Origin of the sequence: Rhodanobacter sp. Root561, from assembly GCF_001427365.1 — a bacterium.
In the GTDB taxonomy this organism is placed as follows: domain Bacteria; phylum Pseudomonadota; class Gammaproteobacteria; order Xanthomonadales; family Rhodanobacteraceae; genus Rhodanobacter.
On the sequence record NZ_LMGH01000001.1, the window covers coordinates 1,067,183 to 1,092,121 of the forward strand.

At 67.0% G+C, this 24,939-nt stretch carries 22 protein-coding genes; 19 read left to right on the forward strand and 3 right to left on the reverse strand.

Annotated features, from left to right (window positions below):
* The first annotated feature begins 15 nt into the window (after positions 1-15).
* From ASD55_RS04535 to ASD55_RS04615, 17 genes are all read left to right on the forward strand, one after another.
* Positions 16-1,314, forward strand: coding sequence for an ABC transporter permease (locus tag ASD55_RS04535; RefSeq protein WP_056764008.1), 1,299 nt, complete (start codon positions 16-18; stop codon positions 1,312-1,314).
* A gap of 1 nt (position 1,315) precedes the next feature.
* Positions 1,316-2,539 carry an FtsX-like permease family protein gene (locus ASD55_RS04540; RefSeq protein ID WP_056764010.1) on the forward strand — a complete coding sequence of 408 codons (1,224 nt, stop codon included), beginning with the start codon at positions 1,316-1,318 and terminating at the stop codon, positions 2,537-2,539.
* Positions 2,540-2,662: 123 nt separating this feature from the next.
* Positions 2,663-3,982, forward strand: a complete 1,320-nt coding sequence (locus ASD55_RS04545; RefSeq protein WP_056764011.1) for an ABC transporter permease — start codon at positions 2,663-2,665, stop codon at positions 3,980-3,982.
* An 11-nt stretch (positions 3,983-3,993) separates the two neighbouring features.
* Entirely contained in the window at positions 3,994-5,205 is a 1,212-nt protein-coding gene (locus ASD55_RS04550) for an FtsX-like permease family protein (protein WP_056764013.1), read from the forward strand.
* Positions 5,206-5,312: 107 nt separating this feature from the next.
* Complete coding sequence (locus ASD55_RS04555; protein ID WP_056764015.1) at positions 5,313-6,614, forward strand: ABC transporter permease; 1,302 nt, start codon at positions 5,313-5,315, stop codon at positions 6,612-6,614.
* A 10-nt stretch (positions 6,615-6,624) separates the two neighbouring features.
* Positions 6,625-7,845, forward strand: a complete 1,221-nt coding sequence (locus ASD55_RS04560; RefSeq protein ID WP_056764485.1) for an FtsX-like permease family protein — start codon at positions 6,625-6,627, stop codon at positions 7,843-7,845.
* A gap of 86 nt (positions 7,846-7,931) precedes the next feature.
* Positions 7,932-9,125 (forward strand): alpha/beta hydrolase, encoded by a 1,194-nt coding sequence (locus ASD55_RS04565; protein ID WP_056764016.1) that lies wholly within the window; start codon positions 7,932-7,934, stop codon positions 9,123-9,125.
* 61 nt (positions 9,126-9,186) lie between these two features.
* Positions 9,187-10,500, forward strand: a complete 1,314-nt coding sequence (locus tag ASD55_RS04570) for an ABC transporter permease (RefSeq protein ID WP_056764018.1) — start codon at positions 9,187-9,189, stop codon at positions 10,498-10,500.
* Positions 10,501-10,516: 16 nt separating this feature from the next.
* Positions 10,517-11,767, forward strand: a complete 1,251-nt coding sequence (locus tag ASD55_RS04575) for an FtsX-like permease family protein (RefSeq protein WP_056764020.1) — start codon at positions 10,517-10,519, stop codon at positions 11,765-11,767.
* A 61-nt stretch (positions 11,768-11,828) separates the two neighbouring features.
* The gene (locus ASD55_RS04580) at positions 11,829-13,148 is read left to right on the forward strand and encodes an ABC transporter permease (protein WP_056764022.1); all 1,320 of its coding nucleotides are present in this window, start codon (positions 11,829-11,831) and stop codon (positions 13,146-13,148) included.
* Between the two features lie 14 nt (positions 13,149-13,162).
* Positions 13,163-14,398, forward strand: a complete 1,236-nt coding sequence (locus tag ASD55_RS04585; protein WP_056764024.1) for an FtsX-like permease family protein — start codon at positions 13,163-13,165, stop codon at positions 14,396-14,398.
* Between the two features lie 87 nt (positions 14,399-14,485).
* Positions 14,486-15,832 (forward strand): sigma-54 dependent transcriptional regulator, encoded by a 1,347-nt coding sequence (locus ASD55_RS04590; protein WP_056717512.1) that lies wholly within the window; start codon positions 14,486-14,488, stop codon positions 15,830-15,832.
* 135 nt (positions 15,833-15,967) lie between these two features.
* Positions 15,968-16,297 (forward strand): hypothetical protein, encoded by a 330-nt coding sequence (locus ASD55_RS04595; protein ID WP_056717513.1) that lies wholly within the window; start codon positions 15,968-15,970, stop codon positions 16,295-16,297.
* A 31-nt stretch (positions 16,298-16,328) separates the two neighbouring features.
* Entirely contained in the window at positions 16,329-17,708 is a 1,380-nt protein-coding gene (locus tag ASD55_RS04600) for an ATP-binding protein (RefSeq protein ID WP_056717514.1), read from the forward strand.
* 49 nt (positions 17,709-17,757) lie between these two features.
* Positions 17,758-18,708, forward strand: coding sequence for an SPFH domain-containing protein (locus ASD55_RS04605; protein WP_056717515.1), 951 nt, complete (start codon positions 17,758-17,760; stop codon positions 18,706-18,708).
* Between the two features lie 10 nt (positions 18,709-18,718).
* Positions 18,719-19,165, forward strand: a complete 447-nt coding sequence (locus ASD55_RS04610; RefSeq protein WP_056764025.1) for an NfeD family protein — start codon at positions 18,719-18,721, stop codon at positions 19,163-19,165.
* A complete protein-coding gene (locus ASD55_RS04615; RefSeq protein ID WP_056764027.1) occupies positions 19,162-20,445 on the forward strand; it encodes a threonine/serine exporter family protein in 1,284 nt (427 codons plus the stop codon). Before ASD55_RS04610 ends, ASD55_RS04615 begins: the two co-directional genes overlap by 4 nt.
* A gap of 284 nt (positions 20,446-20,729) precedes the next feature.
* Here ASD55_RS04615 and ASD55_RS04620 read toward each other — a convergent pair whose 3' ends face one another.
* The 3 genes from ASD55_RS04620 to ASD55_RS04630 form a co-directional block, all read right to left on the reverse strand.
* Entirely contained in the window at positions 20,730-21,053 is a 324-nt protein-coding gene (locus tag ASD55_RS04620) for an H-NS histone family protein (RefSeq protein ID WP_056717518.1), read from the reverse strand.
* 270 nt (positions 21,054-21,323) lie between these two features.
* Positions 21,324-23,021 carry a proline--tRNA ligase gene (locus tag ASD55_RS04625; protein WP_056764028.1) on the reverse strand — a complete coding sequence of 566 codons (1,698 nt, stop codon included), beginning with the start codon at positions 23,019-23,021 and terminating at the stop codon, positions 21,324-21,326.
* A gap of 112 nt (positions 23,022-23,133) precedes the next feature.
* A complete protein-coding gene (locus tag ASD55_RS04630; RefSeq protein ID WP_235577718.1) occupies positions 23,134-23,556 on the reverse strand; it encodes a DUF4124 domain-containing protein in 423 nt (140 codons plus the stop codon).
* Between the two features lie 111 nt (positions 23,557-23,667).
* On the opposite strand from ASD55_RS04630, the gene ASD55_RS04635 reads away from it, so the two are divergent.
* Together ASD55_RS04635 and ASD55_RS04640 are read left to right on the forward strand one after the other, a co-directional pair.
* Positions 23,668-24,450: a phosphatidylcholine/phosphatidylserine synthase gene (locus ASD55_RS04635; RefSeq protein ID WP_056764032.1), complete on the forward strand. Its 783-nt coding sequence runs from the start codon at positions 23,668-23,670 to the stop codon at positions 24,448-24,450.
* On the forward strand, positions 24,447-24,938 hold the full coding sequence (locus ASD55_RS04640; RefSeq protein WP_056764034.1) for a hypothetical protein: 492 nt from the start codon (positions 24,447-24,449) through the stop codon (positions 24,936-24,938). Before ASD55_RS04635 ends, ASD55_RS04640 begins: the two co-directional genes overlap by 4 nt.
* Position 24,939 lies beyond the last annotated feature (1 nt).

Below are 24,939 nucleotides of genomic sequence, written 5' to 3' on the forward strand. Positions count from 1 at the left end.
AAGGAGACACCGAAGGTGTTTACCTACTACCTCGACCTGGCCCTGCGCAGCCTCAAGCGCAACAAGGCGCTCACCGCACTGATGGTGCTGGCGCTGGCGCTGGGCATCGGCGCCAGCATGACCACGCTGACCGTGTTGCACGTGCTGTCGGGCGATCCCTTGCCCGGCAAGAGTCATCAGCTGTTCTATCCGCAACTCGATCCGCAGGACATGGACGGCTACAAGCCGCAGGACGAGCCACCGGAGCAGGTCAGCTGGATCGACGGCATGGCCCTGCTGAAGGCCAGACGCGCCCATTTCCAGGCCTTGATGACCGGCGGCGCGGTGCCGATCCAGCCGGCGCAATCCTCGATCGATCCGTTCTTCGAGGATGCGCGCTATACCACGGCCGATTTCTTTCCGATGTTCGACGTGCCGTTTCTCTACGGGCAGGGCTGGAACGCGAGCGACGACGAGGCCAGCGCCCATGTGGCCGTGCTCACCCGCGAACTCAACGACAAGCTGTTCGGCGGCAAGGACAGCACCGGCCAGACCCTGCGCATGAACGACGTGGCGTTTCGCATCGTCGGCGTGCTGGACAGCTGGCGGCCGACGCCACATTTCTACGATCTCAACACCGGCAGCTACTCCGCCGATGAAGGCGTGTTCGTGCCGCTGGCCACCGCCACCGACCTGAAGTTCGCCCGCAACGGTTCCACCGATTGCTGGGACAAGGGATCGAGCGAGAACATGAAAACCGCCACCTGCACCTGGCTGCAATTCTGGGTGCAGCTGGACACGCCGGCCGAGGCCGCCGCGTATCGGGAATTCCTGCTGAACTATTCGCGGGAGCAGAAGGCTCTGGGTCATTTCCAGCGACCGCCCAATGTGCGCCTGCGCGACGTGATGGGCTGGCTGGACTACAACAAGGTGGTGCCCAGCGACGTGCATCTGCAGGTGTGGCTGGCGTTCGGTTTCCTGCTGGTGTGCCTGGTCAACACCGTGGGCCTGATGCTGGCCAAGTTCCTGCGCCGCGCGGGCGAGCTCGGCGTTCGTCGTGCGCTCGGCGCCTCGCGCCGATCGCTGTTTGCCCAGTTGCTGGTCGAAGCCGGTGCGGTGGGCCTGGTCGGCGGCGTCGGCGGCCTGCTGCTGGCCTTGCTCGGCCTGTGGCTGGTGCGCAGGCAGCCCTCGGATTACGCCGCGCTGGCGCACCTGGATCTGCCGATGCTGCTGGTCACCTTCGTCGCTGCCGTCATGGCCAGCCTGCTGGCCGGCCTGCTGCCGGCCTGGCGCGCCTGCCTGACTCCTCCCGCGCTGCAACTGAAGAGCAACTGACATGGACATCCTGCCCATCTTCTCGACCCTGCGCCGGCACAAGATCACGGCGCTGCTGCTGGTGCTGGAGATCGCGCTGACCTGCGCGATCGTCTGCAACGCCGTGTTCCTGATCAGCCAGCGCCTGCAGCGCACCGAAATGGCCAGCGGCGTGGCCGAGCACGAACTGCTGCAGGTGCAGGTCGCCAACATCGGCAAGCCCGCCAATGGCAAGGCGCGCGCCCAGGAAGACCTGGCGCTGCTGCGGCAGATTCCCGGCGTGACCGCGGCAGCCCTGCTCAACCAGGTGCCGTTCACCAACAGCTCGTCGAACACCAGCATCAAGCTCGATCCCGCGCAGAAGCTGCCCACGCTCAACGCCACCATGTACATGGGCGAGGGCCTGATCGCGAGCTTCGGCGCCCGGCTGGTGGCGGGGCGGGATTTCAGCGCCGACGAATACCTGGACTACGACGACATGCGCAGCAACCCCGAGCTGCAGAACAAGGTCGGCTCGGTGGTGATCACCCAGGCGCTGGGCGAGCGCCTGTGGCCCGGGCAGAGCGCGCTGGGCAGGAACATCTACCTGGGCGACACCTCCGTGCGCGTGATCGGCGTGGTGCAGTCGCTGATCCGGCCGTCGCTGTTCATGGGCGACGATGCGGCGCAGTGGACGATGATCTTCCCCCTGCGATTGAGCGCGGCCAGCGCGTCGCGCTACGTGCTGCGCACGGCGCCCGACCAGCGCCAGCAGGTGCTTTCGGAAGCGGCAAAGGTGCTGCGCAAGGCCGACCCGCATCGCATCGTCCTCAAGAAGGACACGCTGGACGACATCCGCGGCGCGTTCTTCCAGAACGATCGGGCGATGGCCGGCATCCTGGTCGGCGTCATCGCCGCGCTGCTGATCGTCACCGCGCTGGGCATCGTCGGCCTGGCCAGTTTCTGGGTGGCGCAACGCCGCCGCACCATCGGCGTGCGCCGTGCACTGGGTGCGACCCGTCGCAACATCCTCAACTACTTCCAGACCGAAAACTTCCTGCTGGCCACCATCGGCATCGTGCTGGGCATGGTGCTGGCCTACGGCATCAACCTGTTCCTGATGACCCGCTACGAGTTGCCGCGCCTGCCGGGCATGTACTTCCCGATGGGCGCGATCGCGTTGTGGCTGATCGGACAACTGGCCGTGCTGGGACCGGCCCTGCGCGCGGCAGCCGTGCCGCCGGTGGTGGCGACGCGTTCGGTGTGACGTTTTCTCCCTCCCCTGCAAGGCAGGGGAGGGTTGGGGAGGGGTGCTCCTGATCTTCATGTCAGGAGCCCTCCCGACCTCCTCCGGTTTTGCAGGAGGAGTCCAGATCCAGGAGCACCAGGAATGTTCGGCTACTACCTCGACCTCGCGCTGCGCAGCCTCAGGCGCAACCGCATGCTCACCGCGCTGATGGTGCTGGCGATCGCCGTCGGCATTGGTGCCAGCATGACCACGCTGACGGTGACGCATCTGCTGTCCGGTGATCCGTTGCCGGGTCGCAGCCAGCACATCTTCTATCCGCAGGTGGATGCCTCGCCGGCCGGTTACGCCAAGGGCGGGCCGCTGGACATGCTCGACTACCGCTCGGCGGTGGACCTGTGGAGCGCGCATCGCGCGGATCGGCAGGCCTTGATGGCGGGCAGCGACGTCAAGGTACGTGCGCCGGATGCCAAGCTGCCGCCCTTGATGGTGCCGATGCTGGCCACGACCTCCGACTTCTTTGCAATGTTCCAGGTGCCGTTCCAGTACGGCAGCGCCTGGACAGCAGCCGACGCCGCCGGCCGTGCGCGCGTGGCGGTGATTTCCTCCGACCTCAACGACCGCCTGTTCGGCGGCGCCGACAGCGTGGGCAAGACCCTGCGCCTGAAGGACAGCGACGTGCGAATCGTCGGCGTGATGAAGAAGTGGCGACCCTCGCCGCTCTTCTACGATGTGCGCGCCGGGCGCTTCGCCGAAGGCCAGACAGCATCGTTCTACGGCAAGCCGGAAGATGTGTTCATGCCGTTTTTCAGCGGGCTTGACGTCAACGACGGCAACTTCTGGCAGTTCACCTGCTGGGGTTCCGTTCCCAGGCCGGGGCACCTGCAGGATGCGCCGTGCGTCTGGGTCGGCTTGTGGGTGCAACTGGATGACGCCGCCAAGGTGGCGGACTACCGCGCCTTCATCGCGAACTATGCGCAGCAGCAAAAGCAGCTCGGGCGTTTCGCCACGACCCAGACCCGCATGCCGGGCCTGATGGAGTGGCTGGTGTTCAACCACGTGGTGCCCAGCGACGTGAAGCTGCAGACGTGGCTGGCCTTTGCGTTCCTTGCCATCTGCCTGTTCAACATGATCGGCCTGCTGCTGGCCAAGTTCCTGCGTCGCAGCAGCGAAATCGGCGTGCGTCGCGCGCTGGGCGCCAGTCGTGGCGCGGTGTTCGCCCAGTGCCTGGTGGAGGCGGGCATGGTGGGCCTCGTCGGCGGCATCGGCGGCTGGCTGCTGACCTTGCTGGGTCTGTGGCTGGTGCGGCGGCAGCCCGTGGAATATGCCGATCTCGCCCACCTCGACCTCGGCATGTTCGGGCTGACCTTTGCGCTCGCCGTCGCCGCCAGCCTGCTGGCAGGCCTGTTGCCCGCCTTGCGGGCCAGCCGGATTGCGCCCGCGCTGCAGTTGAAGACGCTGTGAGGATCGGAACCATGCAGATCAAGCCCATACTCTCCGCGCTGCGCAAGCACCGCCTGTCCACGATCCTGATCGCGCTGGAAATCGCGCTGGCGTGCGCGGTGCTGTGCAACGCCTGCTTCATCATTTCCCAGCGCGTCTCGGCGATGCACATCGTCAGTGGCGCGGATGAAGCGGCGCTGGCGTCGGTGCAGCTGACCGGCTACGACTCCGCTCAGGCAGCCGACGTGGACGCACGGGCGCTCGCCGCGTTGCGCGCCGTACCCGGCGTGGAGTCGGTGTCGCCGATCAATTCCATACCGTTCGGCAGTCGCCGCGGTACCGCTGGAATTTCGACCGATGCGGCCGGCGAACATTTTGGCGGCGTGATCGAGTTCTATGTGGGCGGTCCCGGCAGCCTTGAGGCACTCGGCGCCAAGGTCGTCGCCGGGCGCGCGCCGCAACCCGACGATTTTCGGGCCTTCAGCGGCTTCATGCCCGACGGCGGCAGCGTCCAGATCACCCGGGCGCTGGCCGAGCATTTGTGGCCGGGCGCCGATCCGCTGGGCAAGGAGTTCTGGTCGCTGAAGTCGCACTACCGCGTCGTCGGCGTGTTGAAGGATCTGGTCCGCCCCGATCCCACCGGGTGGACGCCGGAGCAACGCCAGTGGTCGGTATTCCTGCCGGCGCAGCCGGGTCCGTACCTGACCGGCAGCTACCTGTTGCGGGCCAACCCGGGCGACATGCCGCGAGTCATGCGCGACGCACTCGCGGCGGTGGCCAAGGCGGTGCCGGAGGTGGTGATCGATCGGGAAGCCAGCCAGAGCGTGTCCGACCTGCGCCACGACGTCTTCAAGAACGACCGCGTGATGGCCGCAATGCTGGTCGGCGTGATCTTCGCGATGCTGATGGTCACCGCGCTGGGCATCGTCGGCCTGGCCAGTTTCTGGGTACAGCAGCGCCGTCGGCAGATCGGCATCCGCCGCGCCATCGGCGCCACCCGTCGCGACATCCTGCATTACTTCCAGACCGAGAATTTCCTGATCGTCGGCGGCGGGATCGCGCTGGGCATGGTGCTGGCATTCGCGCTGAACCTGGTGCTGATGAAGCACTACGAACTGCCGCGCCTGCCGCTGTACTACCTGCCGATCGGCGCGCTGGTGCTGTGGGGGTTGGGTCAGTTGGCGGTGTTGGGTCCGGCGCTGCGTGCAGCGGCGGTGCCACCGGTCGTGGCGACAAGATCATGACGAAGACCTGCGGGAGCCCGCTGACTCCTGTTCGGGCTTCGTCAAGGGACAAGACGTCGCCCGCCAGCGGGCTTTTCGCGGAAAGCGTGTTGAAGAAGGGGAACGGAATGTTCGGTTACTACATGGATCTCGCGCTGCGCAGCCTGAAGCGCAACCCGGTGCTCACCGCGCTGATGGTGCTGGCGATCGGGCTGGGCATCGGCGCCAGCATGACGATGCTGACCCTGCTGCACGTGATGACCGCCGATCCGATACCCGATCGCAGTGCCCAGCTGTTCTATCCGCAACTGGATCCGCAGAGCATGGAAGACTACAAGGCAGGCGAGGACCCGCCCGACCAGCTGACCTGGACCGATGCCATGAACCTGTTGCACGCAGGACGGGGCGTGCGCCAGGTGGCGATGACCGGTGGCCAGGTGACGGTACGTCCGGAAGGAGGCAAGGCGCGTGCGTTCTTCGCGGACGCGCGCTACACCTCGGCCGACTTCTTCGGTCTGTTCGATGTGCCGTTCGCTTACGGCAACGGCTGGACCGCGGCGGACGACGAGAAGCAGGCGCGGGTGGCCGTGCTCTCGCGCAAGCTGGCCGACAAGCTGTACGGTGCCGATCGCGCGGTGGGGCAGTCGCTGCAACTGGGCAAGTATGGTTTTCGCGTCATCGGCGTGATCGATGCGTGGGATCCGGTGCCGCACTACTACGACCTGACGCACGGCGGCTATGCCCGCTCCGAGGAAATTTTCCTGCCGCTGGAGACGGCGATTGCGCTCAAGCAGGGCACCTCCGGAAGCATCAGTTGCTGGGGCCTCATGCCCGAGGATGGCGACATGCGCAATTCCGACTGCGTGTGGACGCAATTCTGGGTCCAGCTGGATACGCCGGCGCAGGTTGCCGGCTATCGCGAGTTCCTGACCCACTACTCGCAGGAGCAGAAGGCGCTGGGTCGGTTCGTGCGACCGCCCAACACGCGCCTGCGCGACGTGATGGGCTGGCTGGATTACAACCACGTGGTGCCCGGCAGCGTGCAGCTGCAGGGCCTGCTGGCGCTGGGTTTCATGCTGGTCTGCCTGCTCAATACCGTGGCGCTGCTGCTGGTGAAGTTTCTGCGCCGCGGCGGCGAGTTGAGCGTGCGCCGGGCGATGGGGGCTTCGCGGCGGGCGGTGTTCGCCCAGTTGCTGGTGGAGGCCTCGCTGGTGGGCTTGAGCGGTGGCGGGGCCGGTTTGCTGTTGGCCGCGTTCGGCTTGTGGATCGTGCGGCAGCAGCCGGCGCAATACGCCGTCCTGGCACACCTGGACACGACGATGCTGCTGACGACCTTCGTGCTGGCCGTCTGCGCGACGGTGCTGGCCGCGGTGTTTCCGGCGTGGCGCGCCTGCCGCCTGGCGCCGGCCCGCCTGTTGAAGATCCAGTGAGGGCATGACCATGCATCCGATCGTTGCCGCACTGAAACACCACAAGACCACCGTGATCCTGGTCGTGCTGGAGATCGCGCTGACCTGCGCCATCGTCACCAATGCCCTGTTCCTGATCGGCGATCGCCTGGGCACCATGCAGCTGACCACGGGCGTGGCCGACAACGAACTGGTATGGGCCAGAAGCAGCGGCATCGACGATGACGCCACCCCCGCCAGCCGTGCCAGCCAGACGGCCGCCGACCTTGCTGCCCTGCGCGGCATGCCGGGAGTCAAGGCGGTGGCGATGGTCAATTCGCTGCCGCTCAGCCGCAACTACTGGAGCACCTGCCTCGGCATCCGCCCGGGTGGCGACAAGGCGGCCCGGGTCTGCAACCTCGTGGAGTACCTTGGCACGCCGGGCTACGTTGGCACGCTGGGGATGCAGCTCTCGGCCGGGCGCGATTTCCTGCCGGCGGAATATGTCGACTACAAGGGCTCCAACGACCCGCCGCCGCCGGTCATGATCGTTACGCAGGCGCTGGCCGGGCGGTTGTGGCCAGGCCAGTCACCGATCGGAAAGGCGATCTTTCTCGGCGACAAGGGCCAGCATGCCGTGCATGTCGTCGGCGTGGTCGCGCATCTGCTCAACCCGAGCATCACCAAATACCAGGGCGTCGAGTCGGGCTTCCTGTGGCCGGTACGTTCGCTTGCCGGTGGCATGTACGTGCTGCGCACCACGCCCGAGGCGCGCGACGCCGTGCAGCGCGACCTGCCCAGGGTGCTGGATGGCGTGGACGACCAGCGCGTCCTCACCGACAACCACAGCTACGTGGATACCGTGAAGGATTACTTCCACGATGATCGCGCGCTGATCTGGCTGCTGCTGGTGGTGATCGGCTGCCTGCTGGCGCTGACCGCGCTGGGCGTGGTCGGACTGTCCAGTTTCTGGGTGCAGCAGCGCACGCACCAGATCGGCATCCGTCGCGCCATCGGCGCCACCCGGCGCGACATCCTCCACTACTTCCAGATCGAGAATTTCCTGATCGTCACGGGCGGCATCGCGCTCGGCTTGCTGTTGGCCGTTGCGCTGAACCTGTTGCTGATGAAGCACTACGAGCTGCCCCGGTTGCCATGGTTCTACCTGCCGATCGCGGCGCTGGTGCTGTGGGCATTGGGCCAGCTGTCCGTGCTGGGGCCGGCGCTGCGCGCGGCGGCGGTGCCGCCGGTCGTGGCGACGCGGAGCGTGTGACCGTGAGCCTGTCTTCGCACGCCGCCATCACGGCGCCGCTCGGCGGCGATCGACCGTATTCAACCTTTTTCCGACGTGGAGTTTCGATGAGCATGTTCCGCACCGCATTCCTTCTCGTGGCGATGGCCGTGCTGGGCACGCTGTGGCGCGATGCATCGGCTGCCCAGGCGACGGCCGCTTCGTCCGCCGCGCCTGTCGCGTCCTCCGGCGCTGCAGCGGAGATGATTTCGCGCGCCGAAGTCACCCGCATCATCGACAACACGCGCAGGATCGTCTCGCCGAACGGGGTGGACGAACGCATCAAGCTGCGCATCGGCGGCATCGACCAGTGGCTGTCGATCCGCGGCCGCGACCGGCGCAATCCGATCCTGCTGTTTCTCCACGGTGGCCCGGCCGCGGTGACGATGCCGGCCAGCTACACCTTCCAGTCGCCGTGGGAGGACTTCTTCACCGTCGTGCAATGGGACCAGCGCGGGGCGGGCAAGACCTACGCCGCCAACACCGAGCAGCAGATGTCGCCGGGCATGACGATCGAAGGCATGACCGACGATGCGGCGCAGGTCGTGCAGTACCTGCGCCAGCATTACGGCAAGCAGAAGATCTTCCTGCTCGGCCATTCCTGGGGCACGGTGCTGGGCACGCGACTGGCCCGGCAGCATCCGGACTGGTTCCACGCCTACATCGGCGTGGGCCAGGTGGTGAATGTGCGCAGGAACGAGGAGATCGGCTTCGCCTTCGCCCTGCGTGCGGCAAAAGCCGACCACAACCCGCAGGCCGTGCGTGAGCTGGAGGCGCTGATGCCTTATCCGGGCACGGTGCCGATGACGCTGCAGCGCATCGGCACGCGCAGCAGGTGGGAGACCTACTACGGCGGTCTCACTCATGGCCGCAAGGATTTCTCCTACTACGCCGATGCCGAGGGTCTCTCGCCCGACTACGACCAGGCCGAGCTCGACGCGATCGGCAAGGGCAGCGTGTACACGCTCAACCACCTGTTGCAGCCGCTGCTCGGCGTGGATCTCGATGACATGACGGACTTCGGTTGCCCGGTGCTCCTGTTCGTCGGGCAGCACGACTACACCACCTCGCACGAATTGGCCGAGCAATGGTTCGAGCGCATCCGCGCACCATCGAAGCACCTGGTGCTGTTCGCCGACTCGGCGCACATGGTGATGCAGGAGCAGCCGGGCCGGTTCCTGATGCACCTGGTGACGGACGCGCTGCCGCTGGCGCAGAAGGCCGGCGATGCGGCACCGGCAGAAGTCACACGCGGCGATTGATCGGGTTGCGGGAAACGGCTTATGCCAGCCGGCATGAGTCGGGGGAAATTCGGGGAATGGAATGATTGGTTATTACCTTGATCTGGCGCTGCGCAGCTTGAAGCGCAACCCTGTGCTCACCGCGCTGATGGTGCTGGCGATCGGACTGGGTATCGGCGCCAGCATGACCATGATCACGGTGCTGCACGTGATGACCGATGACCCGATGCCGGGGCGCAGCGGGCAGCTGTTCTATCCGCACCTCGATCCGTTGCCGCTGGACTATCGGCAGAACAGCGACGGGCCCGACGCGGCCGACAACCTGACCTGGCCCGACGCAATGGCATTGCTCGACGCACGTCGCGGCACGCGGCAGGCGGTGATGGCGGGCGGGCAATTGCTGGTGCGACCGAAACGGACGGATCTGCGGCCGTTCACCGTCGATGGCCGGTATGCCACGGCGGATTTCTTCGCGATGTTCGGCGTGCCGTTCGAACAAGGACAGGGCTGGTCGGCAGCGGACGATGCGGCGCGGGCTCACGTGGTGGTGCTGGGCGACACGCTCAACCGCAAACTGTTCGGCCACGGCGACAGCCTCGGGCGCACGGTGCGGCTGGGCGAGACGGATTTCCGCGTGGTGGGCGTGGCGGCGGACTGGCGGCCACAACCCATGTTCTATGCGGATGCTTCGGCCACGCGCTTCGGCGATGCCGACCAGTTTTTCCTGCCGTTGTCGGTAGCGATGGATCTGGGACTGGACGTGAATGGCAATTTCACCGGGTGGGGCGAGGATCACGCCGCGACGCGGATGGTCAGCGCCACCACCAGCTGGCTGCAGTTCTGGGTGCAGTTGGACAACCCGGCGCAGGTCGCCGGCTACCGACAGTTCCTGCATGACTACTCGGCGCAGCAAAAGGTACTGGGCAGGTTCCAGCGTCCACCGGAAAACGCGCAGCTGTACGGCCTGATGGCGTGGCTGCAGCATCAGAACCTGGTGCCGAGCGACGTGCGCCTGCAACTGTGGCTGGCGCTGGGTTTCCTGCTGGTATGCATGACCAACATCGTGGCCTTGTTGTTGGCCAAGTTCCTGCGCCGCAGCGGCGAGATCAGCGTGCGCCGCGCGTTGGGCGCGCGGCGGCGCGACATTTTCCTGCAGCTCGGCATCGAATCGGCGGTGATCGGTGTGGGCGGCGGCGTGCTGGGCCTGCTGATCGCCCAGCTCGGCCTGTGGAGCGTGCGGCATCGCCCGGACGACTATGCACAACTGGCGCAGATGGACGTGTCCATGCTGCTGGGTACGTTGGTGCTGGCCATCGCCGCCAGCATTCTGGCCGGGTTGTTGCCGGCGTGGCGTGCATGCCGCGTGGCGCCGGTGTTGCAACTGAAAACCCTGTGAGGGAAAGGATGCCGTGATGAACTTGCGACCGATACTTTCCAGCCTGCGCCACCACAAGCTCACCGCCTTCCTTCTGGTGCTGCAGGTGGCCCTTACCTGCGCCATCGTCTGCAACGTGGCATTCATGATCGCCAACCGCGTGGGCCAGCTGACGCTGCCCAGCGGCCTGGCCGAGGACGAGCTGTCGATGGTGCACGTCGTGGGCATCGACAAGGACGACAACCCGCAGGTCCGGCATGCGACAGACCTGGCCGCCCTGCGCGCGATACAGGGGGTGCATGCCGCGGTGGCGGTCGATTCGCTGCCGCTGAGCCGCAGCGATTCCAGCTACGGCACCTGCGGCAGCCGCGAATCGCTCGACCAGGCCATGGCGGCACGCTCGATGCAGGGCAGCAGTGGCTGCGTGCAGCCCAGCGTCTACAGCGGTTCCGAGGGCGAACTGGCGGCGCTGGGACTGAAGCTGGTGGCCGGGCGCGATTTCCTCCCCGACGAGTACGTACCAGCGGCGCCGGGCTGGGTGGCGGCGAACGTGCCCAGCGCCATCATCACCCGCGCACTGGCCGAACGGCTTTACCACGGAGATGCGCTCGGTCGCGACCTGTACATGGGCGGCCGGCCACCCATGCGTGTCGTGGGCGTGGTGGACAACCTGTTGCGTCCGCGCCTGCGCGCGCCCTCGGTGAACCAGTACAGCGTGCTGCTGCCCTCGGTGCCAGGCGACAGCGAGGTGACCTACGTGCTGCGCAGCGCGCCGCGCGACCGCCAACCGGTGCTCGACGCTGCGGTGGATATCCTGGGCCGGCTCGAACCGAGCCGGCTGATCCCGCCGTCGAGTACGCGCACGTTCGCCCAGCTGCGCCAGAAGTATTTCCAGCGTGACACCACCATGATCGGCCTGCTGCTGGCTTCGGCCCTGGGCCTGCTGTTCGTCACCGCGCTGGGCATCACCGGACTGGCCAATTTCTGGGTGCAGCAGCGCACGCGCAGCATCGGCATCCGCCGCGCCATCGGCGCCACGCGCGGCGACATCCTGCGCTACTTCCAGACCGAGAATTTCCTGATCGTCGGCGCCGGCATCGTGCTGGGCATGCTGCTGGCCTTCCTGTTGAACGCGGAGCTGATGCAGCACTACGAGCTGGCGCGCCTGCCGCTGTTCTATCTGCCGATGGGGGCGCTGGTGCTGTGGGGCCTGGGCCAGCTGGCGGTGCTGGGGCCGGCGTTGCGCGCCGCGGCGGTGCCGCCCGTCGTGGCGACACGATCGACATGAGCATGGATGGATTAACGATGGCGATGCCACGAAAAGCGCCTTGCATGCGGGGGATCGGCTGATGTTCCGTTACTACCTTGACCTGGCCTGGCGGCGTTGCTGGCAGGGGCCGGCGATGGTCCTGCTGCTGGTCCTGACCATGGCGATCGGGATCGCCTCGTGCATGACGGCGCTGACCATCTTCGGCGCGCTGTCCGGCGAGCCGTTGCCGGGCATCAGTCCGTACCTGCACGTGGTGACGATGGATGCCCGCGAGGCGGTCGACGCCAACAACAACGATTACGACAAGCCGGACGGCTATCTCAAACTGACGGATGCGAAGGCGCTGGTCGATGCACAGCGGGCGCGCCAGCAGGTGGCGCTGGCGCAGAGCTATACGCTGGTCGGTCGCCCCGACGGCAAGCAGTCCGACCAGGTGCAGGGGCTGATGGCCCATGGCCCGGTGCTGGCCATGTTTGGCGTGCCGCTGCGCCATGGCCGGTCATGGACCGCCGAGGAGCAGGCGGCCCAGGCACCGGTGGTGGTGATCGACAGCGCGCTGGCGCAAAAGCTGTTCGGCACGGAGGACGCGGTGGGCCGCAGCGTGTCGCTGGGCAGCGGCAGTTTCCGCGTGGTCGGGGTCAGCGCGCCGTGGAAGCCGCGCACGCAGTTCCTCGACGTACCGCGCAACCAGGGCAACGTGCTGGGCCAGCCGGAACAGTTCTTCGTGCCGGCGCAGGCGGCGCTGGCCGCGGGCGTGGGCCCGCTGACCGCAGGGGAATGCGGCAAGGGCGCGGCGGTCGTCAGCTTCCAGTCGGCCGAGGTGGACAAGTGCCGCTGGCTGGAGGTGTGGGTGGCGCTGGATACGCCGGCGACGGTGGCTGCGTATGCCCGGTTCGTCGCGGGCTACGCGGATGCGCAGCATGCGGCCGGGCGTTTCGTGTATCCGCCGCAGGCCGCGCTGTACGGCGTGCCATCGTGGATGAGCATGAACCACGTGGTGCCCGACGACGTCGGCCTCAACCTGGCGCTGGCCGGCGCCTTCCTGCTGCTGTGCCTGGTCAACGTGGCCGGCCTGCTGGCGGCGCGCTTCCTGCGCCGGCAGGCGGACGTGACGATTCGCCGTGCGCTGGGCGCGTCGCGGCGCAACGTGTTCGCGCAACACCTGGTCGAGACCGGCGTGCTCGGCCTGATCGGCGGCGCGCTGGCGCTGCCGCTGACCTGGCTGGGGTTGTGGATCGTGCGCATGCAACCGGTGGCCTATGCCGACGCGGCGCACTTCAGTGTTTCGGCATTCGCCGCGCTGCTGCTGTTGTCGCTGGTCGTCGGCCTGGTGGTGGGCATCCTGCCGGCCTGGCGCGTGTGCCGCCAGCCGCCGGCCATGCAGATCAAGCTGGGCTAGGGGGCGCGATCATCATGCGACACATCATCCAACCGCTCTTTCGTCATCGCCTGATGCCGCTGCTGGTGCTGCTGCAGGTGGCGCTGGCCTGTGCGATCGCCTGCAACGCGCTGTTCCTGCTGCAGCAGCGACTGGTGCCGATCCTGGCGCCGGACGGCATCGGCCAGCCGGAGAAGCTGGTCGTGGCGTGGAACATCGCCTCGCGCGGCAAGCCGTGGCCGCCGAGCCGGCTGCGCGAGGTGCAGGCGTCGCTGCGTGCCATAGCCGGAGTCGCCGCGGTGGGTCTGGCCGGTTCGCTGCCGATGGAGACCAGTGCCCAGATGAACGGTGACGTGATCGGCGAGGGGACCGGCATCCAGGCCGATGCGGCGGTCTACATCGGCGATCACCTGCGCGAGGCGCTGGATCTGCAACTGGTTGCCGGCCGCGATTTCAGCGCGACCGAGCAGGGCATCGACTACCAGGACGTGGGCATCAACCAGAGCGGCCCGGCGATCATCACGCGAGCGTTGGCCGATCGCCTGTTCCCCGATGGCCATGCACTCGGAAAGGTGGTGCGGATTGGCCGGGACGCGGATGCGGCGCGGCGCACCGTGGTCGGCGTGGTCGAGCACCTGATGCGCAACAAGCTGGAGCAGGACAACCGCAGCAACATCGACTACAGCATGCTTTTCCCCGGCGTACCCGGGCAGTGGCCGATGCCGGTGTTCGCCGTGCGGGCGGGGGCGGAAGGCGATGCCGAGCGCGTGCGCCAGGCCGTCAAGGCCACCATCACGCGCGAGCTGGGCGTGGAGATGATCCAGGGCTTCGAGCCCACCTACCAGATGTACGCCGACATGCGCGCGAACATGCTGGCCAAGTCGAAGGCGGCGGTGTGGCTGCTGTCCGGGGTCAGCCTGGTGGTGCTGATCGTGGCCCTGGTGGGCATCATGGGGCTGACCGGCTACTGGGTGCAGCAGCGCACGCGGCAGATCGGCATCCGGCGCGCACTGGGCGCGCGCCGCGTCGACATCCTGCGCCACGTGCAGATCGAGAACCTGCTGGTGGTGGGTGCCGGCATCGTGCTCGGCATGCTGCTGGCCTATGCGGTGAACCTGTGGCTGATGCGCCACTACGAGTTGTCGCGCCTGCCGTGGATCTACCTGCCGTTCGGCGCCGCGCTGATGCTGGTGCTGGGCCAGCTGGCGGTGCTGGCGCCCGCGCGTCGCGCCGCCGCGGTGCCGCCGGTGGTGGCGACGCGCTCGGCATGAATAACCGGTCCCGGGTGTACGCATGACCATGGTCATGGCAACCTTTATCGCTGGAGCGGCATCCATGTCCGCATGTGCAGAAAAAAGATGACCCGTACCGTACTGATCATCGACGACAACCCGGCCGTGGGCGAGGCGCTGTCGCTGGCGTTGTCGTTGCACGAGATCCGCGCGCTGGTGGCGCTGACCCCGGACGAGGGGCTGGCGCTGCTGCAGCGCGAAGCGGTCGACGTGGTGATCCAGGACATGAACTTCACCGCCGACACCACCTCGGGCGAAGAGGGCGTGGAGCTGTTCCGTGCGATTCGCGAGCAGCATTCCGACTTGCCGGTGATCCTGCTGACCGCGTGGACGCACCTGGAAACCGCGGTGGAACTGGTCAAGGCCGGCGCCGCCGATTACCTGGCCAAGCCGTGGGATGACAACAAGCTGCTGGCCACAGTGGAAAACCTGCTGGAACTGTCCGAGTCCACCCGCGAGGTGAACCGGGGCCGCCGCGAGCGGCGCCAGCGACGCGAGATGCTGCAGAAGAAATACGACCTGGACAGCCTGGTGTTCGCCTCCGAGGCGATGGCCCGCACGCTGGATCTGGCCTGCCAGGTGGCGCGTTCGGATGTGTCGGTGCTGATCACCGGTCCGAACGGCACCGGCAAGGAGCGCATCGCGGCGATCATGCATGCGAACTCGGCGGTGAAGCGCGGCCCGTTCGTGGCGGTGAATTGCGGTGCGTTGCCGGGCGAGCTGATCGAGGCCGAGCTGTTCGGCGCCGAGGCCGGTGCGTACACCGGCGCCAACAAGGCGCGCGAAGGGCGTTTCGAACTGGCCGATGGCGGCACCCTGTTCCTCGACGAGATCGGCAACCTGCCGCTGCCGGGCCAGATGAAACTGCTGCGCGTGCTGGAGACCGGCCAGTTCGAGCGGCTCGGTTCGGGCAAGACGCGGCAGGCGAAGGTGCGCGTGCTGTCGGCGACCAACGCCGATCTCAAGGCGATGATCCAGGCCGGCACGTTCCGCGAGGATCTGTACTACCGGCTCAACGTGATCGAGGTAAACCTGCCGCCGCTCTCCGAGCGCAACGACGACATCCTGCCGCTGGCCGAATTCTTCCTGGACGGCCGCGCCGAACTGGGCGAGGCGGCGCGTGATGCCTTGCTGGGCTATCCGTGGCCGGGCAACGTGCGCGAACTGAAGAACGCGATCGAGCGCGCCGCCCTGCTGGCCGGTGGCAACGTGATCACGCCGGAGCTGCTCAACCTGCCGCAGCACGTGACCGCCGCCGCGGCACGCAATCTCGACGAGCCCAGCCGCGAGACGGTGGAGGCGGCCCTGCACAAGGCCGGCGGCGTGGTCAGTCGCGCCGCGCAGAACCTGGGCCTGTCGCGCCAGGCGCTGTACCGGCGCATGGAGCGCTACGGTCTGGCGACCACGGCCTGAGCGGACTCGCGATGGAAGAAAACCACGGGAAGTGGTTTTCTTCACCGACTCCGAGCGCTGTTCTGTGATCGGCATGCTTGCTCTTGACCATGAGGCGTAGAAAGATGGCGATCGGTATCCAGTGGGGGGAACGTCATGCGATATCGCCTGATCATTTTCTTGTCGGCCGCGCTGATCGGCGGGACGGCGATGGCGCAGACGCCACCCGCGCTGCGCAGCGACCTCAGCCTGCTGCCTGCGTCCAGCAGCAGTTCGTCGGACTATCGAGCCGGCTCGCTGGCGGTGCCGGGCGACGGCAACAGCAGCCCGTTCCGCTTCAGCGACGGTCGCGAGGGCGAGGCGTGGAACAAGGCGCCGCCGCGGCCGATGGATCGCGACGCGGTGCTCGGCACCGAGCGCGCCTGGCTGGGCGGACGCCCGCCGCTGGACTGCGCGATGACTCCCCACGACGCCAGGTGTCATTGATCGGGCGCTTTTCCCGCGAGGAGAACGGCCGATGTGGCGTCGCCTGAACTCGCTGCGCGGTCGGCTGACCCTGCTGCTGGCGGTGGCCGCCTTCGCCGGCGCGGCGATCTACGCGGGCGTGACCCAGTGGCCGCTGCCACAACTGCTGGTGTGGATGCGCAAGGACCTGGCCCTGTCCATCCGTGCGCCGATGCAACTGGGCATCTATGGCGGCCTGCTGGCCAGCGCGCTGGTGCTGTTGCCACTGGCGTTCTGGCTGGCCGGTCGGGTGATGGCGCCGGTCAGCCGCCTGTTGCGTGCGCTGGAAGGCGCGGTGGCCAGCTATCGCGACGGGGATTTCAGCTTCTCCATCGCGATCAATCGGCGCGACGAGCTGGGTGAGCTGATCCGCATGCACAACGCGCTGGGACAGACCCTGCGCGAACAGCGCCAGCATCTGGTGCAGCGCGAGTTGCTGCTGGACACGGTGGTGCAGAACACCCCGGTGGCCCTGGTGCTGACCGATTCGTCCGGTCGCGTCGCCTACGCCAACATCGCCTCGCGGCATCTGTTCAACGAAGGCCGCAGCCTGCACGGACTGGATTTCGCCGCGTTGCTGGTGGACGCCCCGGAGGCCCTGCGCAAGGCCGTGGAGACCGGCGAGGACGCCCTGCTCAGCGTGGAGATGGAAGGCAGCGAGGAAATCTTCCACCTGTCGCAGCGTGCGTTTCGTCTGCAGGGGCGCCCGCATCGGCTGCACCTGTTCCGGCGAATGACGCGCGAATTGTCGCGGCAGGAAGTGGCGACGTGGAAACGGGTGATCCGGGTGATCAGCCACGAGCTCAACAATTCGCTGGCGCCGATCACCTCGCTGTCGCACTCCGGAGCGGAACTGGCCCGGCGCGGCCAGCTCGACCGGCTGCCCGGCGTATTCGCCACCATCGGCGAACGCGCGCTGCACCTGCATCGTTTCATCGCCGGCTACGCCAGCTTCGCCAAGCTGCCCACGCCGCAACCGGTGAGCGTGGTGTGGCAGCCGTTCCTGGATGGCCTGGCGCTGCATTGCCAGTACCGCCTGGCCACCGCCGTGCCCGAGCAACCCGGGCATTTCGACGCGGTGCAGATCGAACAGGTGCTGATCAACCTGATCAAGAACGCGCACGAGTCCGGCGGCCCGGAAGACGAAGTCACGCTGTCGCTGCTGGAAGTCGGCAACGAGCTGCGCATCGAGGTGGCCGATCGCGGCCCCGGCATGAGCGAGACGGTGCTGGCCCAGGCACTGCTGCCGTTCTACTCGACCAAGCGTTCCGGCACCGGCCTGGGCCTGGCGCTGGCCCGCGAGATCGCCGAAGCGCACGGCGGCCGCGTGCTGCTGGCCAACCGCGAGGGCGGTGGCCTGCGGGTGAGCCTGCGCCTGCCGCAGTCCCGATAAGCATCCGCTCGCCTATACTCAAGCCTTCTTCAGGGACAAGGGGTGGGCAATGGGAATCGGACAGCTGCTTGCGCTGGTCATCGTGGTCGTCGTCATCATCGGCGTGGCCAAGCTGGTGCGCATCGTGCCGCAGGGCTTCGAGTGGACGGTGGAAACGTTCGGCAAGTACACCCGCACGCTGAGTCCCGGGCTGCATTTCCTGATCCCGATCTATCAGGCGGTCGGGCGCAAGATCAACATGATGGAGCAGGTGCTGGACGTGCCGTCGCAGGACGTCATCACCAAGGACAACGCGGTGGTGCGCGTCGACGGCGTGGTGTTCTACCAGGTGCTGGACGCGTCCAAGGCCGCGTATGAGGTCTCCAATCTGGAGCAGGCCTCGCTGGCGCTGATCATGACCAACATCCGCACCGTGCTGGGCTCGATGGACCTGGATGAAAGCCTGAGCCAGCGCGACGCGATCAACGCCAAGTTGCTCAAGGTCGTCGACGAGGCGACTCATCCGTGGGGCGTCAAGGTCAACCGCATCGAGATCAAGGACATTGCGCCGCCGCGCGACCTGGTCGACGCGATGGCGCGGCAGATGAAGGCCGAGCGCGAGAAGCGCGCCAACATCCTCGACGCCGAGGGTTTCCGCCAGGCCGCGATCCTCAAGGCCGAGGGCGAGAAGCAGTCGGTGATCCTGGCCGCCGAAGGCGAGAAGGAGGCTGCCTTCCGTGCCGCCGAGGCGCGCGAGCGTTCGGCCGAGGCCGAGGCGAAGGCCACCTCGATGGTGTCCGAGTCGATCGCCAACGGCAACGTCAATGCGCTGAATTATTTCGTCGCCAACAACTACGTCGACGCGCTGAAGGAAATGGCCAAGTCGCCGAACCAGAAGATGCTGCTGTTGCCGATCGAGGCCACCGGCATCCTGGGCTCGCTGGCCGGCATTGCCGAGCTGGCGAAGGAATCGCTGGGCCAGCAACAGAAGCCCGGCGTCATCCAGCCGCCGCTGCGCTGAGGGCACGACCATGTGGGAACTGTCGACGCATTACCTGTGGTGGATCCTCGCGCTGCTGCTGATCGCGGGCGAGCTGCTGTTGCCGGGCTATTTCCTGCTGTGGATCGGCCTGGCCGCCGCCGCGATGGGTGTGGTGCTGTGGGCGGATCCGACGCTGGGCCTGCTGGCCCAGGCGATCCTGTTCGGGCTGCTGGCGTTCGCCTTCTGCGTCAGCTACGCGCGCTGGCTGCGACCGCGGCTGGAGCGTCGCGTGTCCGGTGGCGAGCGGCTCAACCGGCGCGCGGAGCAGTTGATCGGCCAGCGTTATCCGTTGATCGAGCCGATCGTCAACGGTCGCGGCAAGGCCCGCGTCGGCGACGGCCAGTGGCTGGTCAGCGGCCCTGACCTGCCGGCAGGCGCGGTGGTGGAAGTGGTGGCGGTCGATGGCACCACCTTGCAGGTACGCGCGACGGCATGAGCGCGGGCGACGTCATCAGCCAGCAGCAGTTCGCCACCACGGCCATCACCACGCGCATCGCGTTCGCGCTGGAACTGGCGCGGCGGCTGCACCAGTACGGCACCACCGCGCCGCGGCTGGAGATGGCCGTGGCCGGGGTGGCGCAGCGCCTGGGGCTATCCGTCGATGTGTGGTCCAGTCCCACCGCCATCATCATTTCCTTCTCCGACCTGGCCCAGGGCGGCGAGGAAGGCGTGGCGCAGACCACCCAGGTGATGCGGCTGGCGCCGGGCGAGGTGAACCTGGAGCGGCTGTGCCGGGCCGACGACATCGCCGATCGGGCGATCGCCGGCGAGCTGGACCTGCGCGAGGGCTTTCGCCTGATGCGCGAGCTGGGGCGGCCGGACACACGGCGCGAGAAGATCGGCTCGATCGTCAGTTACGGCCTGTCGGCGGCCAGCATCGCGGCGCTGTTCCTGCACAGTTCCTGGGTCGACCTGGTGGTGGCGGCGGTGATCGGCGTGATCATCGGCTGCATCACCCTGCTGGCCGGCAGCCGGCCGCAACTGGCGGTGGCCAGCGACGCCATCTGCGCCCTGGTGGCGACCACGGTGGCGATCGTGGTGAGCGCCTTCGTGGTGCCGCTGGCGATCAAGTCGGTGGTGCTGGCCAGCCTGATCATTCTGGTGCCGGGCATGTCGCTGACCACCGCGGTGCGCGAGATCTCCAGCCAGCACCTGGTCTCCGGCATGGCGCGCATGGGCGGCGCGATGTCGACCCTGCTCAAGCTGACCTTCGGCACCATCGCGGCGACCCAGTTGTGCGCCGCGTTCGGCATCAAGGCACGCGACTTCGCCTTGCCGGCGCTGCCGACGTGGACCGATTACCCGGCCCTGCTGGTGGCGGCGATCGCCTTCGCGATCCTGTTCCGGGCGGCCAAACGCGACTGGCCGGTGGTGATCGTGGCGGTGGTGGTCGGCTATCTGGCCACGCGCTGGGGCGGCCAGATCTCCAGCTCGCTGTCCGGCGCGCCGGTGGGCGTATTCCTGGGTGGCCTGCTGCTGGGCGCGATGGCGAACGTCTACGCCCGTTACGCGCAGCGGCCGGGCGCGGTCATCCGCGAGCCCGGCATCCTGTTGCTGGTACCCGGCAGCGTGGGCTTCCGCAGCGTGTCGTTCCTGATGGAACGCGATACCACGCTGAGCCTCGACACCGGCCTGTTGCTGATCACCCTGCTGGTATCGCTGGTGGCGGGACTGATGTTCGGCGACCTGCTGATCTCGCCAAGACGCTCCCTATAAATAAAAAGTCGCCGAAGTCGCAAACATCGAAATTCCTGCGACCGACCCCGAAGACAAACCCACACGGCACGATCGCCTCCTCCCCTGCAAGGCAGGGGAGGATTGAGGTGGGGTTGCTCTTGCTGGTTCAAGCAAGATCAAGAGCACCCCCTCCTGACCTCCCCCTGCGTTGCAGGGGGAGGAACCGCGGATATGCCTCGCGTGATGAATCGACACCGCATTGTTCAGCACAAAAAAACGCCGACCCAAGGCCGGCGTTTTTGATTACCCGATGAAACCGGCGATCAGATCGCCAGATCCTTTTCCTTCTTGCCGGCCTTCAGCGCGTCGTTGAACCAGTGCGGACGCTTGCCACGACCGGACCAAGTCTGCGCCGGATTGGCCGGGTTGCGATACTTCGGAGCCACCGTGCCGGTGCTGCGCTTGGCCTTGCCGCGGGTGCTGCCGAAAATGTCCTCGAAGGCATAACCCTCGGCCTTGATCAGCGCGTGCACTTTCTCGCGCAGCTTGACCACCTTTTCCTTGCGCAGCTCGTTCTGGCGGACCTGCGCCTTGGAGATGAGGTCATTCAGCTGGTTGTGATTGAGGTTCTTGATATCGACGGCCATGAGTGACTCCCGGTTGAGCTTGTGAATAATGATCTGGTTATGTGCCGAAGACATTATGGGGAATGCATCGGCGTGACTTGAAATTGTTGCAATTCTTATTCTCGCTTATTCGCCGAATCCTTGTAAAGCGCGCGGGTTTGTGAAACGTTCTTCACATTAACCGGTTAATCGCGCCGCATTCCAATAAGCGATTTGCGACCCGCTTCGCCGTTGCGCACAAGGAAACGGCCGCACAAGGCGGCCGTTCCGGTCGGTATACCAGTGCCGTGGTCAGGCGAGCAGGGCAAACAGTTCGTCTTCGCCCAGCGAACGGCTTTCGCTGTCCTCGCGGCCGCGATATTCCAGCGTGCCGGCCGCCAGTCCACGTTCGCTGACGACCACCCGATGCGGAATGCCGATCAGCTCCATGTCGGCAAACATGCTGCCGGCGCGCACGCCGCGATCGTCGAGCACGGCCTCGATGCCGCGTTCGCCCAGCGCCTGGTACAGCGCTTCGGCGGCCGCGCTGACGGCGGGCGAATGCTTCGGGTTGATCACGCAGACGGCGACGCGCCACGGCGCCATCGCCTCGGGCCAGACGATGCCGGCGTCGTCGTGGCGCTGCTCGATCGCCGCGGCGACGATGCGGCTGACGCCGATGCCGTAGCAGCCCATGGTCATCACCTGCAGCTTGCCGGTTTCATCGACCACGCTGGCATCCAGCGCCTCGGCGTACTTCGTGCCCAGCTGGAACACGTGGCCGACCTCGATGCCGCGGGCGATGTGCAGCACGCCATGACCGTCGGGCGACAGGTCGCCTTCGACCACGTTGCGCAGGTCGGCGATGCGGGTGATGCGGGCATCGCGTTCCCAGTTGGCGCCGCTGTAATGCGTGCGATCGGCATTGCCGCCGCAAACGAAGTCGGCGAGCACGGCGGCGTCGCGATCGACGATGACGGGGATGGATTCGGGCAGGCCGACCGGGCCGATGAAGCCGGGGCGCGTACCGGTGGCGGCGAGGATTTCCTCCTCGCTGGCCAGCACGGACTCATCGGGCAGCTCGGCCAGCTTGCCGGCCTTGACCTCGTTGATCTCGTGATCGCCGCGCAGGCACAGCGCGACCAGCCCGTCGCGACCGCGCACCAGCAAGGTCTTCACGCATTGCTGCGGGCTGACCTTGAGGAAGGCGGAGACGTCGTCGATGGTCTTCTGGGTGGGCGTGTCCACGCGCTGCAGCGTGGCCGCGGCAGCAGGGCGCGCGGCGGCGGGCGCCAGCGCCTCGGCCTTCTCCAGGTTGGCCGCGTAATCGGAGCCGTCGGAAAACGCGATGGCATCCTCGCCCGAATCGGCCAGCACCTGGAATTCATGGCTGGCGTTGCCGCCGATCGCACCGGTATCGGCCTGCACCGCGCGGAAGGTCAGGCCGAGGCGGGTGAACACGCGCGAATACGCCTGGTACATCGCCGCGTAGGTTTCGGCCAGCGACTCCTGGGTGAGGTGGAAGGAGTAGGCGTCCTTCATCAGGAATTCGCGGGCGCGCATCACGCCGAAACGGGGGCGGATCTCGTCGCGGAACTTGGTCTGGATCTGGTAGAAGTTCACCGGCAGCTGCTTGTAGCTTTTCAGCTCGTTGCGGGCGTAATCGGTGATCACTTCCTCGGCGGTGGGCGCGTAGCAGAATTCCTGTTCCTTGCGATCCCTGATCTTCAGCAACTGCGGACCGAACTTCGCCCAGCGGCCGGTTTCTTCCCACAGCTCGCGGGGCTGGATGGTCGGCATCAGCAATTCGAGCGCCCCGGCGCGATCCATTTCCTCGCGCACGATGCGCTCGACCTTGCGCAGCACGCGCAGACCCAGCGGGCTCCAGGTGTACAGGCCGGAGGCGAGCTTGCGGATCATGCCGGCGCGCAGCATCAGCTGGTGGCTGGCGATTTCGGCGTCGGCAGGGACTTCCTTGACGGTGGCCAGATGGAATTGGCTGAGGCGCATGACGGGTGGTTCCGGCGTGGTGGAAACGCCTAGTGTAGCGGCCGGCCGCCAGTCACGCCCGAGGCGTCATGCCGGCCCGGCCGCCGATTCGCGGCGCCGGGCCGACCGCGGCTTAGCGGGCCTGCTGGCAGAACTGGTCGTACTGCGCCTGGGCCGAGGCGACCTGCTGCTTGCGCTGGGCATCGTCCAGCGCCACCGACTTGCCGTTCTGCTGCATCACCACCGGGCCGCCGCCCTGCAGTGCGCCGATGTTGGATTTCAGCGTGGCGCACAGGTTGGCCCGGTTTTCCGGGGTATCGGCCACCGGCTGGGCGGGCTGCGCTGGGGCTTCGCGCGTACCGGGCGTTTCGCTGGTCGGTGGCGGAGCCAGCGGCTGCGCGGTGCCGGTGGTGGTCACCTTTTCGAACTTGGTGCCCTGCGCCGGTGGCGCTTCGGAGTAATGCACGGTGCCGCTGGCATCGGTCCATTTGTAGACCTGAGCGGTGGCCAGTGGTGCCAGCAGCAACAGCGCCACGGCAATCAGCGAACGACGCATGGTGTTCTCCATTTCCAGGGAATAATCAGGTTTACCTTGTTAACACTCCACCGGTCCGGACTCAAGCACCCGATGGTTTACACTGCGCGCATCCTGTCACGGTCCTGATTCATGAGCGAGCTTTCGCCCGTCCGGCCACCCCGCCACCGGGGTATTTACCTGCTGCCGAACCTGTTCACCACCGGGGCGATGTTCGCGGGTTTCTACGCGATCATCGCCAGCATCGGCGGTCGTTACACCGAGGCTGCCGTCGCCGTGTTCGTCGCCGCGCTGCTGGATGGCCTGGACGGCCGCGTGGCGCGGATGACCGGCACCCAGACCGAGTTTGGCGTGCAGTACGACTCGCTGTCCGACCTGGTCAGCTTCGGACTGGCGCCTTCGCTGGTGATGTATACGTGGTCGCTGTCGGCGCTGCGCGAGTTTGGCCCGCTGTGGGGCAAGCTGGGCTGGGCCGCGGCGTTCGTGTACGCCGCCTGCGCTGCGCTGCGGCTGGCCCGTTTCAATACCCAGGTTGGCGTGGCCGACAAGCGCTATTTCCAGGGGCTGGCCAGTCCGGCTGCGGCAGCGGTGTGCATGTCCTTCGTGTGGAGCGTGGACAAGTTCGGCCTGGCTGGCAGCGATTTCTGTTTTGTCACGCCGGTGATCGCGATCGTGGTCGGCCTGCTGATGGTCAGCCGGTTCCGCTATTTCAGCTTCAAGTCGCTGCCGATGGGCAAGCACCAGCTGGTGCCGTTCGCCTGGATGGTGGCTGCCGTGCTGCTGATTGCCCTGCTGATCCTGGACACGGCGCGCGTGCTGTTTGCCGGCTTCACGATCTACTTGTTGTCGGGCCCGGTGTGGACGATCTGGGGACTGGCCACGCATCGCCGACGCGCAAGGCGCAACGCGGCATGAATACCGCGGCGCAGATGCCGGTCGACGCCGGTCACCGCGACCGCGTGCTGCGGGCGCTGGGCGTGACACATTGGGTGCGCAAGGCGATGCCTGCGGCAGCCGTGTCGATGCCCGAAGCGGCGCAGGCGCTTTCCACGGCCGGTCCGGTGGCGTGCGTGGTGATCCTGCCCCAGGGCTGCGACACGCGCGAGCTGGACCTGATCGGGCGCGCGCTGAATACCTGCGGCGCCGTACTGGGGCGGGCCGCGCGCCTGGTCGTCAGCGACGGGCAACTCGCCGCGGACGTACCCGAGGCGCAGGCCTATCTGGTATTCGGCGAGGCGCAGGCGCATGCGCTGGGACGGGCGTTGCCCGCCGCGGTGATGAATCGCGCGCAGATCGTGCTGGCGGACGAACCGGCCCTGGTGCTGGGCCGTGCCGACGCGAAACGCCGGCTGTGGAATGCGCTGCGCAGCGTGCGCCGCGCGCTGGCCATGGCGGAGCACTGAT

What these genes read in the sequence shown, in the direction of transcription:
- ASD55_RS04625 (WP_056764028.1), bottom strand. Translation starts at nt 23,021, where the DNA reads ATGCGCCTCAGCCAATTCCATCTGGCCACCGTCAAGGAAGTCCCTGCC.
- ASD55_RS04540 (WP_056764010.1), top strand. Translation starts at nt 1,316, where the DNA reads ATGGACATCCTGCCCATCTTCTCGACCCTGCGCCGGCACAAGATCACG.
- ASD55_RS04570 (WP_056764018.1), top strand. Translation starts at nt 9,187, where the DNA reads ATGATTGGTTATTACCTTGATCTGGCGCTGCGCAGCTTGAAGCGCAAC.
- ASD55_RS04635 (WP_056764032.1), top strand. Translation starts at nt 23,668, where the DNA reads ATGAGCGAGCTTTCGCCCGTCCGGCCACCCCGCCACCGGGGTATTTAC.
- ASD55_RS04555 (WP_056764015.1), top strand. Translation starts at nt 5,313, where the DNA reads ATGTTCGGTTACTACATGGATCTCGCGCTGCGCAGCCTGAAGCGCAAC.
- ASD55_RS04595 (WP_056717513.1), top strand. Translation starts at nt 15,968, where the DNA reads ATGCGATATCGCCTGATCATTTTCTTGTCGGCCGCGCTGATCGGCGGG.
- ASD55_RS04585 (WP_056764024.1), top strand. Translation starts at nt 13,163, where the DNA reads ATGCGACACATCATCCAACCGCTCTTTCGTCATCGCCTGATGCCGCTG.
- ASD55_RS04575 (WP_056764020.1), top strand. Translation starts at nt 10,517, where the DNA reads ATGAACTTGCGACCGATACTTTCCAGCCTGCGCCACCACAAGCTCACC.
- ASD55_RS04605 (WP_056717515.1), top strand. Translation starts at nt 17,758, where the DNA reads ATGGGAATCGGACAGCTGCTTGCGCTGGTCATCGTGGTCGTCGTCATC.
- ASD55_RS04565 (WP_056764016.1), top strand. Translation starts at nt 7,932, where the DNA reads ATGAGCATGTTCCGCACCGCATTCCTTCTCGTGGCGATGGCCGTGCTG.
- ASD55_RS04620 (WP_056717518.1), bottom strand. Translation starts at nt 21,053, where the DNA reads ATGGCCGTCGATATCAAGAACCTCAATCACAACCAGCTGAATGACCTC.
- ASD55_RS04610 (WP_056764025.1), top strand. Translation starts at nt 18,719, where the DNA reads ATGTGGGAACTGTCGACGCATTACCTGTGGTGGATCCTCGCGCTGCTG.
- ASD55_RS04545 (WP_056764011.1), top strand. Translation starts at nt 2,663, where the DNA reads ATGTTCGGCTACTACCTCGACCTCGCGCTGCGCAGCCTCAGGCGCAAC.
- ASD55_RS04615 (WP_056764027.1), top strand. Translation starts at nt 19,162, where the DNA reads ATGAGCGCGGGCGACGTCATCAGCCAGCAGCAGTTCGCCACCACGGCC.
- ASD55_RS04630 (WP_235577718.1), bottom strand. Translation starts at nt 23,556, where the DNA reads ATGCGTCGTTCGCTGATTGCCGTGGCGCTGTTGCTGCTGGCACCACTG.
- ASD55_RS04590 (WP_056717512.1), top strand. Translation starts at nt 14,486, where the DNA reads ATGACCCGTACCGTACTGATCATCGACGACAACCCGGCCGTGGGCGAG.
- ASD55_RS04580 (WP_056764022.1), top strand. Translation starts at nt 11,829, where the DNA reads ATGTTCCGTTACTACCTTGACCTGGCCTGGCGGCGTTGCTGGCAGGGG.
- ASD55_RS04550 (WP_056764013.1), top strand. Translation starts at nt 3,994, where the DNA reads ATGCAGATCAAGCCCATACTCTCCGCGCTGCGCAAGCACCGCCTGTCC.
- ASD55_RS04560 (WP_056764485.1), top strand. Translation starts at nt 6,625, where the DNA reads ATGCATCCGATCGTTGCCGCACTGAAACACCACAAGACCACCGTGATC.
- ASD55_RS04600 (WP_056717514.1), top strand. Translation starts at nt 16,329, where the DNA reads ATGTGGCGTCGCCTGAACTCGCTGCGCGGTCGGCTGACCCTGCTGCTG.
- ASD55_RS04640 (WP_056764034.1), top strand. Translation starts at nt 24,447, where the DNA reads ATGAATACCGCGGCGCAGATGCCGGTCGACGCCGGTCACCGCGACCGC.